The organism is Actinophytocola sp. (assembly GCF_036555685.1).
In the GTDB taxonomy this organism is placed as follows: Bacteria; Actinomycetota; Actinomycetes; order Mycobacteriales; family Pseudonocardiaceae; genus Actinophytocola.
In genome coordinates, this window is the sequence record NZ_DATBKY010000315.1 from 21434 (window position 1) to 34365 (window position 12932).

General features: G+C 73.9%; 10 protein-coding genes. 6 read left to right on the plus strand and 4 right to left on the minus strand.

The window, feature by feature from the left end:
- Positions 1–27 precede the first annotated feature (27 nt).
- Positions 28–1470, minus strand: a complete 1443-nt coding sequence (gene pdxR, locus VH969_RS33520) for a MocR-like pyridoxine biosynthesis transcription factor PdxR (protein ID WP_331982023.1) — start codon at positions 1468–1470, stop codon at positions 28–30.
- 29 nt (positions 1471–1499) lie between these two features.
- Between pdxR and VH969_RS33525 the strand changes: the two genes are divergently transcribed.
- Positions 1500–2285 (plus strand): methyltransferase domain-containing protein, encoded by a 786-nt coding sequence (locus VH969_RS33525; protein WP_331982026.1) that lies wholly within the window; start codon positions 1500–1502, stop codon positions 2283–2285.
- Here the strand turns inward: VH969_RS33525 and VH969_RS33530 are convergent.
- Positions 2282–2935: an ACT domain-containing protein gene (locus tag VH969_RS33530; protein WP_331982029.1), complete on the minus strand. Its 654-nt coding sequence runs from the start codon at positions 2933–2935 to the stop codon at positions 2282–2284. The genes VH969_RS33525 and VH969_RS33530 overlap by 4 nt on opposite strands.
- 233 nt (positions 2936–3168) lie before the next feature.
- On the opposite strand from VH969_RS33530, the gene gatC reads away from it, so the two are divergent.
- The 4 genes from gatC (at position 3169) to VH969_RS33550 (ending at position 9991) form a co-directional block, all read left to right on the plus strand.
- A complete protein-coding gene (gene gatC, locus VH969_RS33535; RefSeq protein ID WP_331982032.1) occupies positions 3169–3468 on the plus strand; it encodes an Asp-tRNA(Asn)/Glu-tRNA(Gln) amidotransferase subunit GatC in 300 nt (99 codons plus the stop codon).
- Between the two features lie 127 nt (positions 3469–3595).
- A complete protein-coding gene (gene gatA / locus VH969_RS33540; RefSeq protein WP_331982035.1) occupies positions 3596–5119 on the plus strand; it encodes an Asp-tRNA(Asn)/Glu-tRNA(Gln) amidotransferase subunit GatA in 1524 nt (507 codons plus the stop codon).
- Entirely contained in the window at positions 5116–6612 is a 1497-nt protein-coding gene (gene gatB, locus VH969_RS33545; RefSeq protein WP_331982038.1) for an Asp-tRNA(Asn)/Glu-tRNA(Gln) amidotransferase subunit GatB, read from the plus strand. Before gatA ends, gatB begins: the two co-directional genes overlap by 4 nt.
- 397 nt (positions 6613–7009) lie before the next feature.
- On the plus strand, positions 7010–9991 hold the full coding sequence (locus VH969_RS33550) for an AfsR/SARP family transcriptional regulator (protein ID WP_331982041.1): 2982 nt from the start codon (positions 7010–7012) through the stop codon (positions 9989–9991).
- Positions 9992–10072: 81 nt separating this feature from the next.
- On the opposite strand, the gene VH969_RS33555 is transcribed toward VH969_RS33550, so the two are convergent.
- Both VH969_RS33555 and VH969_RS33560 read right to left on the minus strand, forming a co-directional pair.
- On the minus strand, positions 10073–10591 hold the full coding sequence (locus VH969_RS33555) for a hypothetical protein (protein ID WP_331982044.1): 519 nt from the start codon (positions 10589–10591) through the stop codon (positions 10073–10075).
- 150 nt (positions 10592–10741) lie between these two features.
- Positions 10742–11932 carry a PQQ-dependent sugar dehydrogenase gene (locus VH969_RS33560; RefSeq protein ID WP_331982047.1) on the minus strand — a complete coding sequence of 397 codons (1191 nt, stop codon included), beginning with the start codon at positions 11930–11932 and terminating at the stop codon, positions 10742–10744.
- Between the two features lie 52 nt (positions 11933–11984).
- Between VH969_RS33560 and VH969_RS33565 the strand changes: the two genes are divergently transcribed.
- Positions 11985–12920, plus strand: coding sequence for a 2-hydroxyacid dehydrogenase (locus VH969_RS33565; protein ID WP_331982050.1), 936 nt, complete (start codon positions 11985–11987; stop codon positions 12918–12920).
- Positions 12921–12932 lie beyond the last annotated feature (12 nt).

Genomic DNA, 12932 nt, shown 5'->3' on the forward strand with positions numbered 1-12932 from the left:
GCAGCCTCTCGACCGCGCGCGCCGGCCTCAGAACTCCCGCAGCACGGACCCCACGACGGAAACCGCTTCGGAGATCTCCGAGACGGTGCGGGCCGCGTACCCCATCACCAACCCAGGCACCCCGGGACCCTGCCGATGCCAGGACAGGGGCTGCACCTTCACCCCACGCCCCAGGACCGCCTCGGCCACCGCAACGTCCGAAAAGGACCCCTCGAAGGTGACCATGAGGTGCAACCCGGCCGCGGCCCCGTGCACGGCAGCCCGCGGCAGGAACGAACGGACCGAAGCCATCATCGCGTCGCGCCGCCGACGGTGCCGCGCGCGGAGAAACCGCAGCTGCTGCTCCAGCACCCCGGACGACATCAACCGAGCCAGCACGTACTGCGCCAGCACCCCGTTCCCGAGGTCGGCGTTCCGCTTCGCCGCGACGACCGCGGGCAGCAGCCCCGGCGGCACCACGAGCCAGCCGAGCCGCAACGCCGGAGCGAGCAGCTTCGACACGCTCCCCGCGTAGCACACGGCAGGCAGCATCGACCGCAACGCCGGCACGGGTGCCCGGTCGTAGCGGTGCTCCGCGTCGTAGTCGTCCTCGATGACCACGCCGCCGCCGGCCGCCCACGCCAGCAAGGCGCGCCGGCGCTCACCGGACAGCACCACACCGGTGGGGAACTGGTGCGCGGGCGTCACGAGCACGGCCGGCGCGCGAAGGGCCGGCACGACCAGCCCGTCGGCGTCGACCGGCACCGGTGGCGTGGCGACGCCCCAGTTCCGCAGGTGCTGCCGCGTGCCGAGCGACCCCGGGTCCTCGACCGCGATCTCCGGCACGCCCAGCACCTGCGTCAGCAACCCGAGCGCCTGCGACACGCCCGCGGTGATCACGACCTCGTCCGGCGACGCCCGCACGCCGCGGTTGCGTGCCAGCCAGTCGGCCACCGCCTGCCGCAGCGCGGACGTCCCGCGCGGGTCGCCGTAGCCGAGGTCCGCCGCGGACAGCGAGCCCAGCACCGCCCGCTCCGCCCGCAGCCATGCCGTCCGCGGGAACGCCGCCAGGTCCGGCACGCCCGGCGTGAGGTCGAGCCGCGCGGGCGTCGCGCGCAGCGTGTCGAACACATCGACGTCCGGCGTCCCCGCGAACGGCGAGCCCACCTCCGGCTGGGGCGTCGCCAGCGACGTCACCGGCGCCGCGACCACCACCGTCCCGGCGCGCCCGCGGCCCGCGACGTGCCCGTCCTCGACCAGCCGCTGGTACGCCTCCGTCACGACACCTCGCGACACCTGCAACTCCAGCGCGAGCACGCGCGTCGCCGGCAGCCGGCTGCCGACCGGCAGGCGCCCGTCCGCGATCGCCGCGCGGAGGCGTCCGGCGAGCCAGGCGGACCGGCGGCCGGCGGGCGCGTCCGCCATCGACAGCTGCAGGAAGTCCGCCCCGGTTATGGACCTCTCGGTAGCGGCCGGTTTGGACCTGGTCACCGGACCATTCTGGCGGGAGAGTCAACATCGTGACCGCCACCGACTACGTCCACGGCTACGGCCCCGCCGAGATCCGCCGCCTGAGCGACCAGGCTGAGACCCTCGCGAGCCTGCTGCACGCCGGGACCGCCTACCCGCCCGGCAGCCGCGTCCTCGAGGTCGGCTGCGGGGTCGGCGCGCAGACCGTGCACCTCGTCCGCGGGAGCCCCGGCGCGCACCTCACCAGCATCGACGTCGACGAGAGCTCCCTCGCGCTGGCCCGCGCCCGCGTCCCGGAGACCGTCGAGTTCCGCCACGCGAACCTGTTCGACATCACCGAGGAGTTCGACCACGTCTTCGTCTGCTTCGTGCTCGAGCACCTCCGCGACCCGCACGCCGCGCTCACCTACCTGCGCGGCCTGCTCCGCCCCGGCGGCACGATCACGGTCATCGAGGGCGACCACGGCTCGGCGTTCTTCCACCCCGACCATCCGGCCGCGCACAAGGTGATCGACTGCCTGGTGACCCTGCAGCGTCGCGCCGGCGGTGACGCCCTCATCGGCCGCCGCGTCGAACCCCTGCTCACGGCCGCCGGCTTCCGCGAGGTCCGCACCCGCCCCCGCACGGTCTACGCCGATCGCACCCGACCGGACCTCGTGGCGGGCTTCACCCGCGACACGTTCACGGCGATGGTCGCCGGCGTCCGCGAGGAGGCCCTGGCCGCGGGTCTCGCCACCCAAAGCGAGTGGCGGCAAGGCATCGACGCGCTGAACCGCACCGCCGACGAGGGCGGCACCTTCCACTACGCCTTCTTCAAGGGGACGGCGACCCGCTAGCCCGACAGCACCACCGCGATGATCCCGGCCAGGTGTGCCAGCCGCGCCACCTCGGCCGCGCGGAACATCGGCCCGCCGGGCCGCCCGACGAGCAGCACGCGGTCCGGCTTGCCCAGGGGAGTGGCGGCGAGCTCCGTGCCCAGCTCCTGCCAGGTCTCCGGCACCCACGGCTCCTCGCCGTCGAGCACGGTCGCCCGCGCGAGCGGCAGCCACGGCAGGTCCAGCGTGCGAAGCTGCGGCGCGGCCGTGCTCGCGGTCAGCGTCTCCGCGCCGCCCTCGGCAGGGCCGACGACCAGTGCCCACCCCGCGCGGATGATGCGCGGCACGCCCTCGGTGAAGATGGCCAGGCCGTCGTCGGGCTGTGCCGCCACGTCCTCGACCAGCTCCAGCTCGCGATGGGTGTCCAGCACGCCGGCGTACGGCCGCACCGCGTCGACCTCGACGTCGTTGACCGACTCGGCCGCGGTGATCAGCACGTCGGGCAGCCGGCCCTTCGGCAGCTCCACCACCAGGTCGTCGATCGCCGTGCCGGAGGTCCGTTCCACCACGTCGACGCTGAGGATGTCGGCGCCGATGTGCCCGAGAGCGGTCGCTACCGCGCCGAGCGCACCCGGGCGGTCCGGTAGCTGCACTCGGATCAGGAAGGACAAGGCGCACGCCTCCTGCTGTTCGGTGGTGACCCCGCGTCACGGCCGGTGTCGATCTCGTGCCGGCCGACGATTGTCGCAGACGCCAGCATGCCGCTATTGCGGGCATCCACACCATGGGACCGGTGAGCCTGTGACCAGCTTGCCACCTCGATAACCCGTTCGGAGCCTGGATGTGCCTGGAAATAGACTTCGTCAGGTAGTCGACATGATCGCAAGACCAGGGAGTTCGTCCAGTGCCCAACATCTCCCGCGACGAGGTGGCCCACCTCGCGCGACTGGCCAGGCTAGCCGTCACCGACGCGGAACTAGACAAGTTCGCCGGCCAGCTGGACGTGATCCTGCAGTCGGTGGCCCGGGTCGGCGAGGTCGCGGCCGACGACATCCCGCCGACGTCGCACGCGGTGCCGCTGCGCAACGTATTCCGCGCCGACGAGCCGCGGCCGGGACTCACCCAGGAGCAGGCGCTGTCCGGCGCGCCCGCCGTCGAGCAGGGCCGCTTCCGCGTCCCGCGCATCCTTGGGGAGGAAGCGTGAGCGGGAGCGAGGGAGCGCGCGCCGTCTGGACTGAGGAGCGCGCGCAGGCGCGAGGAACGAGCGCCGAGCACGCGACGAGGGAAGACGGCGTGCTAGCGACCGAGCGGAGCGAACCGGAGGCACGAGCGTGAGCGGGAGCGAGTTGAACCGCGGCACCGCGGCCGAGCTGGCCGCGCGGATCCACGCGGGCGAGGTCTCGTCCGTCGAGGTCACCCAGGCGCACCTGGACCGCATCGACGCCATCGACGCCACCGTGCACGCGTTCCTGCACGTGGACGCCGAGGGCGCGCTCGCCGCGGCCCGCGAGGTCGACGAGGACGTCGCCGCCGGCCGCCCGGTCGCCTCGCCGCTCGCCGGCGTCCCGCTCGCGCTCAAGGACGTCTTCGCCACGCGGGGGATCCCGACCACGGTCGGCTCCAAGATCCTCGAGGGCTGGGTGCCGCCGTACGACGCGACCGTCACGCGCAAGCTGCGCGAGGCCGGCGTCGTCATCCTCGGCAAGACGAACATGGACGAGTTCGCGATGGGCTCGTCCACCGAGAACTCCGCGTACGGGGTAACCCACAACCCGTGGGACCTCGACCGGATCCCGGGCGGGTCGGGCGGCGGCTCGTCCGCGTCGCTCGCCGCCTTCGAGGCGCCGCTAGCGATCGGCACCGACACCGGCGGCTCGATCCGCCAGCCCGCGGCGGTCACCGGCACGGTCGGCGTCAAGCCAACCTACGGCGGCGTGTCCCGCTACGGGCTCGTCGCGTTCTCCTCCTCGCTCGACCAGGGCGGGCCGTGCGCGCGGACCGTGCTCGACGCGGCGCTGCTGCACGAGGTCATCGGCGGGTACGACCCGATGGACTCCACGTCCATCGACGGGCCGGTGCCGCCGGTCGTCGAGGCCGCCCGGCAGGGCGCGAGCGGCGACCTGACCGGCGTGCGGATCGGCGTGGTGCGCGAGTTCACCGGCGAGTGGTACCAGGACGGCGTGCTCGGCGCGTTCCGGCAGGCGGTCGAGACGCTGCGCGGTCTCGGCGCGGAGATCGTCGAGGTCTCCTGCCCGCACTTCGACTACGCGCTGCCGGCGTACTACCTGATCGCGCCGAGCGAGTGCTCCTCGAACCTCGCCCGGTTCGACGCGATGCGCTACGGGCTGCGCGTCGGCGACGACGGGAACGCGAGCGCCGAGCAGGTCATGGCGCTCACCCGCGAGGCCGGCTTCGGCGAGGAGGTCAAGCGCCGCATCATGATCGGCACCTACGCGTTGTCGTCCGGCTACTACGACGCCTACTACGGGCAGGCGCAGAAGGTCCGCACGCTGATCACGAACGACTTCACCAAGGCGTTCGCGGACGTCGACGTGCTCGTGTCGCCGACCACGCCGACCACCGCGTTCCGCATCGGCGAGCGGGTGGACGACCCGGTGGCCATGTACCGCGCGGACCTGTGCACGATCCCCGCGAACCTGGCCGGCACGCCGGCCCTGAGCGTCCCGGCCGGACTGTCCGAACAGGACGGGCTGCCGGTCGGCCTGCAGGTGATGGCGCCGGCGCTCCAGGAGCAGCGCATGTACCGGGTGGCGGCCGCGTTCGAGGTCGCCCGCGACGCCGCCCAGGGCGGTCCACTGATCAACCGAGTCCCGCAGCTGGAGGTCGCCCGATGACCGCCCCCGTCCTCGACTACGACGAGGTGATCGAGCGCTTCGACCCGGTGCTCGGCCTCGAGGTGCACGTCGAGCTGAACACGAACACCAAGATGTTCTGCGGCTGCCCGACGGCGTTCGGCGCGGAGCCGAACACCCAGGTGTGCCCGGTGTGCCTCGGCCTGCCCGGCTCGCTGCCGGTGCTCAACGGCAAGGGCGTCGAGTCGGCGATCCGCATCGGGCTCGCGCTCGGCTGCGACATCGCGGAGTGGTGCCGGTTCGCGCGGAAGAACTACTTCTACCCGGACATGCCGAAGAACTTCCAGACCTCCCAGTACGACGAGCCGATCGCGTACAACGGCGTGCTGAACCTGGAGCTCGCCGACGGCTCTGTCGTCGAGGTCGGCATCGAGCGCGCGCACATGGAGGAGGACACCGGCAAGTCGCTGCACGTCGGCGGCGCGACCGGGCGCATCCACGGCGCCGCGCACTCGCTGCTCGACTACAACCGGGCCGGCGTCCCGCTGATCGAGATCGTCACGAAGCCGATCACCGGCACCGGTGCCCGCGCGCCGGAGGTGGCGCGCGCGTACGTGACGGCGCTGCGGGACCTGCTGCGGGCGCTGGACGTGTCGGACGTCCGGATGGACCAGGGGTCGCTGCGCTGCGACGCGAACGTGTCGCTGATGCCGCGTGGTACCACGGAGTTCGGCACCCGCACGGAGACGAAGAACGTCAACTCGCTGCGCAGCGTCGAGCGCGCGGTGCGCTACGAGATGACCCGGCAGGCCGCGCTGCTGACCGATGGCGGCACGGTGCTGCAAGAGACCCGCCACTTCGACGAGGGCACCGGCACGACCTCGGCCGGCCGGCGCAAGGAGACCTCGGAGGACTACCGGTACTTCCCGGAGCCCGACCTGGTGCCGATCGCGCCGTCGGGGGAGTGGGTGGACAAGCTGCGCGCGACGCTGCCGGAGATGCCGTGGCAGCGGCGCAAGCGGATCCAGGAGGAGTGGCAGCTGTCGGACCTGGAGCTGCGCGACCTGGTGAACGCGGGCGCGGTCGAGCTCGTCGCGTCCACTGTGGACGCGGGCGCGGCGCCGGCCGAGGCGCGGGCGTGGTGGGTCAACTACCTGGCCCAGGAGGCCAACTCGCGCGGCGTGGAGCTGGGCGAGCTGCCGATCACGCCGGCGCAGGTCGCGCGCGTGGCGGCGCTGGTTTCCGGGGGTTCGCTGACGAACAAGCTGGCGCGCGAGGTCGTGGACGGCGTGCTGGCGGGCGAGGGCGAGCCGGACGAGGTCGTGGCGGCCCGGGGCCTCGCGGTGGTGTCGGACGACTCGGCCCTGCACGCCGCGATCGACGAGGCACTGGCCGCCCAACCGGACGTGGCGGACAAGATCCGCGGCGGCAAGGTCCAGGCGGCGGGTGCCATCGTGGGCGCGGTCATGAAGGCGACGAAGGGCAAGGCGGACGCCAAGCGAGTCCGCGAGCTGATCCTCGAACGCTGCACCTAACCCCGCGAGCCCCCCGTCCCAGCCCGCGAGCCCCCGTTCCGGCTCGCGAGTCCCCCGTTCCGCCTCGCGAGTCCAACCCCCAGCCCTCGCGAGTCCAACGCCCAGCCCTCGCGAGTCCAACCCCCAGCCCCGGCCCGGACGTTGGACTCGCCCGGCGCGAGCGTTGGACTCGCCCGTGTTGAGCGTCGGACTCGCCCGCGTGTCCAACCTCCAGCCCCCGCGTGTCCAACCCCCAGCCCTCGCGAGTCCAACCCCCAGTCCCCGCGTGTCCAACGCCCAGCCCGGCCCGGACGTTGGACTCGCCCGGCGCGAGCGTTGGACTCGCCCGTGCTGAGCGTTGGACTCGCGGGGATTGGTCGGCGGGTGGACGAAGTGGCGTGGTTACCATGCCCGCGCGATGAGTGCGAAGTACGGGGTTCTCGGGCCCTTGCAGATCACCGGTCACGACGGGCAGGGGTTGCGCCTGCGCGGTGACCGGCAGCGCTCGCTGCTCGCCATGCTCCTGTTCCACGCCAACAAGCAGGTGACGACCGACCGGCTAGTCGACGCGCTCTGGCCCGACGTGCCGCCCAAGTCGTACGCCTCCAACCTGCACACCTACGTCTCCCGCCTCCGCGAGCGGCTCGGGCCCATCGACAACACCGGACGCGGCTACCGGCTCCGCGTCGAGGACGACGACCTGGACCTGCTCGTCTTCCGGCGGGAGGCCGCCATGGGCCGCGCCACCCGCGATCCGCGCCTGGCCGCCGCCCACCTGCGCCGCGCGCTCGCGCAGTGGCGCGACCGGCCCCTCGCCGACCTGACCGTGCCGCAGCTCGACGCCGAGGTGGCCCGGCTCGAGGCCGAGCGCTGGGCCGTCTTCGAGGACTGCGTCGAGGCCGAGCTCGCCGCCGGCCGGCACGCGGATCTCGTCGGCGAGCTGCAGGTGGCCGTCGCCGAGCATCCGTTGCGGGAGCGGCTCGTCGGGCTGCTGATGACCGCGCTCTGGCGCTCCGGCCGGCAGGTCGAGGCGCTCGACGCCTACCGCAGGACCCGCGCCACGCTGATCGACGAGACCGGCCTGGAGCCCGGCGCCGAGCTGCGCGAGGTGCACGCCGCGATCCTCCGCGGCGACGACGCGAACCAGGACGGCAAGCACACCTGGCCGATCTGCCAGCTGCCCGCCGAGGTCCTCGACTTCACCGGCCGCGGCGAGCTGGTCGACGAGCTGACCGCCACCCTCGCCGAGCGGCGCGCGCCCGTCGTCGTGCTCAGCGGGGAGCCCGGCGTCGGCAAGAGCATGCTCGCGGTCCGGGTGGCCCACCGCGTCCGCGACGCCTTTCCCGACGGCCAGCTCTTCGCCCACCTCGCCGGCGCCACCGACCCGCGCGAGGTCGGCGACGTCCTCGCCGACCTGCTCCGCACGCTCGGCGTCACCGGCCCGGCCATCCCCGACGACCTGCACGCCAAGGCCGCCGTCCTGCGCAGCCGCCTCGCCGACCGCAAGGTCCTCCTCGTCCTCGACGACGCCGCGAGCCCGGCCCAGATCCGCGCGCTCGCCCCGGGCACGGCCACCAGCGCCGTGCTCGTCACGAGCCGCCTGCGCCTTTCCGGCCTCGCCGGCGCGCACCGGGTCACGGTGCCGCCGTTCACCGACGCCGAGGCCGCCGAGCTGCTCGAGCGCGTCGCCGGCGTGCGGGTCGGCGGGGACCCGGCCGGCGCCGAGCGGATCGCCGCCGCGTGCGGGAACCTGCCGCTGGCCCTGCGGATCGCCGCGACGCGGCTGTCGCTGCGCCCGCAGCTGCGGCTGACCGAGCTGGCCGACCGGCTCGCCGACGAGCGCCGCCGGCTCGACGAGCTGACCGTCAGCGACCTGCAGATCCGCGCCGGCCTCGCGCTGAGCTACGACGCGCTGACCGAGCCCGCCCGTTACCTGTTCCGCCTCATCGGCCAGGTCGACGTCGCCGACCACCCGGCCTGGGGCCTCGCCCTGCTGCTCGACGGCCCGGAGGGCGAGGCCGCGGTCGAGGAGCTGGTCGAGTCGAGCCTGCTGCAGCCCGCCGGGGTGGACGCCTGCGGCGAGCCGCGGTTCGTCATGCACGACATCGTCCGCGCGTACGCCACCGAGCGGGCCCACGAACACCTCGGCCGGCCCGAGGAGGCCGGCACGCGGCTCGTCCTCGCCGGCTACGCCCTCACCGACCTGCTGGCCCGCCGCCTGCCGCGGGTCTCGCCACTGCCGCCGCGCGTGCCGGACCTGCCTACGCCGCCCATCTCGCGCGAGACCATGCGCCGCATGCTCGCCGACCCCGAGGCGTGGTTCGCCCACGAGCGGCCGACGCTGGTGGCCGGCATCGGCCGGCTGTGCCGGGTCGACGACTTCTGCGACGGCGAGTACGTCCTCGCCGCCGAGATGTTCGACCGGCTCGCCGCGTACCTGTGGCTGCACGGCTACTACGCCGACCTGCGCTTCTGCGCCGAGGCCCTGGCCGCCGCGGCGCGCGAGGCCGGCGACGAGCTCGTCGAGGTCCGCGCCGAGGCCGTGCTCGTCCGGCTGCTGCACCTGCGCGGTGGCTACGCCCACGCGGTCACCCGGTACCGAAGATGCGCCGAGCGGCTCGCCCGGCTCGGCGACGGCCGCACGGGGGCCTGGGTGCTGACCAACCTGGCGGACTGCCTCACCGGGCTCGGCGAGCCGGAGGAGGCGCTGCTCATGGCCGGCCGGGCGGCCAAGGTGGCGGACCCGGACGACGACTTCGCCGCGCTCTGCGTGCTGCGTGCCCGCGCGGCGGCGCTGAACCGGCTCGGCCGGCCCGCGGAGGCGGTGCGCCTCGACATGGCGGCGCTGGAGGTCGCGCGCCGCGGCGAGGAGCGGCGGACGGTCGCGCTCGCGCTGCAGAGCCTGTCGTGGAGCCTCGCGCTGACCGGCGACCTGGACCGGGCGGCGGTTGCCGCCCGGGACTCGGTCTCGTTGCTGCGCGGCACGACCGCGCGCGCGTCGCTGGCCCGCTCGCTGCGCACGCTCGGCGCGATCCTCGCCGGCCAGGGCAGGCGCGCGGACGCGGTCGAGGCGTTCGGCGAGGGCAGGCGCATCGCGGTGGAGATCAACGAGCGGCCGCGCGAGCTGTCGTGCTCGCGGGCGCTCGCGGCGAGCTGGGTGGGCACCGGCCGGGCCGCCGAGGCGGTCCCGGAGCTGCACCGGTGCCTCGCCGCGTACCGCGAGATGGGCAGCCAGGCGTCGGTCACGGTGACGCTGCGGCTGCTGGCCGCCGCGTACGAGGCGCTCGGCGACCACCCGGCCGCCGCGTCGGCCCGCGACGAGGCCGGCCGGCTCACCGACCCGCGCGACGCGAGCACCACCACGCTCACCCGCCTGCTCCTCACGCTCACCCGTCCCTAGCCCGCTCAGCAGAACGGGTGCCGGACGCGTCCCTCCCGTGCGTCCGGCACCCGGCCTTCCCCTGCTGTAGCGGCCGGTCCCCTACGCGGCCGCCTTCGCGTAGCGGCCGTTCGCCGGCAGCCACGTGAAGATGATCGACAGCACCGCGCCGAGGATCGTCACCAGCGACAGCATGGCCATCGTGGTGGTGGTCTCGTCGGCGACGATGATGCCGGCGAACGCGAACGCCGCCAGCGCCGAGACGGTCACCAGGGCGCGGGCCCACGTGGCGGCCTTGCGCATCAGCAGCGCGAACACGACGAGCAGGACGCCGGCCACGAGCGCCATGTAGCCGCGCATGGCGAAGGTCGACTCGAAGTCGTCCAGCGACGAGTAGCCGGCGATCTGCACGGCGGACTCGAGGTTGGCGTCGGTCAGCGCCTCGGGCGGCAGGCCCGAGTCGGCGAGGATGTCCTTGATCAGGTCACTGCCGCCGGTGGCGATGATGAGGCCGTTCACGATCGACGCGATCGCGGTCAGCACGGTGATGACGATGGCTGTGGTGAGCGTGCCGGGGCGGCGCGCCGCTGACCGCTCGGGTGTCACGGGGTATGCGGACACGTGCGTACTTCTCCTTGACTGGCTTTCCGGTGTGGAGATGACCCTCGGATCGCGGCACCCTCGGGCCGCGTGGCCACCCAGCGCGGAACAGTAGGAGAGCCGTCCACACGGAAAGCACACAGAACGCGCGCGAAGTGTGTGCCGGCCGGATCAGTCCGGGCCGCCGCCCCCGCCGCCCTGCAGCACGGTCACCAGCACGGCCCGGTCGTCGCTGGACACGGGCTTGCCGCCGTCCTTGTTGACCGTCCCGGCCACCGCCAGCCGCTCGTTGATGAGGTCGAACCCCGACAGCCGGCCGAAGCCCTCTTCGGCCGCCATCATGACCTCGGGCTTGCCGCTGAACGAGCCGTCCTGGGCGATCGGCAGGTTCTGCAGGTTCCCGGCCTTGGCGGTCACGACCCACAGCGCGTCCGGGGTCGACGCGCAGCCCGCCACGCCGGGCCGGTCCGGCCAGGTCCACGCCGGCGAGCCGAGCGGCTTGCCCGGCTGCAGGTGGTACAGCAGGTCCGCGGTCGGACCGCGGTCGGTGACCCACATGCGCGAGCCGTCCATCGACGCGCACAGCCCGCCGGGCGAGTTCAGCCCGCTCGCCACGACGCGGGTCGGCGTGGGGTTGTCCGGCGCGGGCTGCCCGGACTCGTCGATGCGCAGGACCTTGCCGGCCAGCGAGGCCGGGTTCTTCGCCTGCGCGGGGTTGCCGGCGTTGCCGGTGGCGAGCAGCAGCGCGCCGCGGTGGTCGAGCGCCAGCGCGCCCGCGTTGCCGCTGCGCCCGCGCGGGATGCCGGTCAGGACGGGCTTGGGGGTGTCGCCGGGCGCGATGCGCACCAGGCGGTTGTCGGTCGCCGTCGTGATGTATGCGAACAGCAGCTGGTCCTCGGCGTAGCTGGGGGACAGGGCCAGGCCGGTGAGCCCGCCGTCCGTGCGCGCGTCCACCGGGAGCTTCGCGACGACCTGCGGTGGCACCCCGCGCTTGACGCGCAGGATCCGCCCGGTGTCCCGCTCGCCGACCAGCGCGGACGGCTCCTGGCCGTCACCCGGCACCGCCGCCACGGCGACGACCGTGGACATGCAGGTGCCGATCACGGCCGGGTTGTAGTCCTTGCAGCCGTTGGGCGGTGGCACGTCCTGCGGTTTCGGCTGCTCGGTGGGGCTCGAGCTACCGGCGCCGCCACCCTCGCCGGGCACCTGCGGGTTGGGCGCGGCCTGGGGGGTCAGCTCGCTCTGCGGGTGCCATTCCTCGGGCTGGTCGGTGAACGTCGCGCAGCCCGCGGTCAGCCCGGCGGCCAGCACGGTGCCGCCGACCGTGACGCCGGCCACCAGCGTCCGCCACCGCGCTCCCATGTGCTCCAAGCTAGGTCCCGGTCCGTGAACAACACGTGAGAGGGTGGGCCGCGTGAGTGCGACCGAGTCGATCACCGTGCTCGTGCCCGACGAGCTGGGTGCCGAGGCGCTGTCCGGCATCGACGGCGTCCGGGCGCTCGTCTACGACGCCACCGATCCGGACAAACCTCTCCCACCCGGCGCCGCGGAGGCCGAGGTGCTCGTGCCGGGCTTCCTCGTCGAGACCGATCCCGCCGCGTTCGTCGACCGGCTGCCCAACCTGCGCCTCATCCAGCTGACGACCGCCGGCGCGGAGAACTGGATCGGCCGCATCCCGTCGCAGGTCATGCTGTCGATCGCGCGCGGTGCGCACGGCGGCAGCACCGCGGAGTGGGCCCTCGGCGCGCTGATCGCCGTCTACCGCGAGCTGATCCCGTTCGACCGGCTGCGCGAGTCCCGCACCTGGGACCGGCACGCGACCGACACGTTGCAGGACAAGCGGGTCCTCGTGCTCGGCGCGGGCGACCTGGGCCGGCGGATGCGCACGCGGCTGGAGGCGAGCGACGCCACGGTCACGCTCGTCGGCACCACGGCCCGCGAGGGCGTGCACGGGATCGACGAGCTGCCGGCGCTGCTCGGTCAGCACGACGTCGTCGTGCTGATGGTGCCGCTCACCGACGCGACCACCGGACTCGTCGACGCGGAGTTCCTGGCCCGCATGCCGGACGGCGCGGTACTGGTGAACGCTGCGCGCGGCAAGGTCGTCGTCACCGACGCGCTGCTCGCGGAGCTGCAGCGCGGCCGGCTGCGGGCCGCGCTGGACGTCACCGATCCCGAGCCGCTGCCACCCGACCATCCACTGTGGACGGCGCCGGGCCTGCTGCTCACCCCGCACGTCGCCGGCAGCGTGCACGGCTACGCGCGGCGCGCGTACGCCGTCGTGGCGGCCGAGATCGCGCGGTACGCCGCGGGCAAGGATCCCGAGAACTTGGTACACGGAGCGTATTGATTCCGTGTAGCT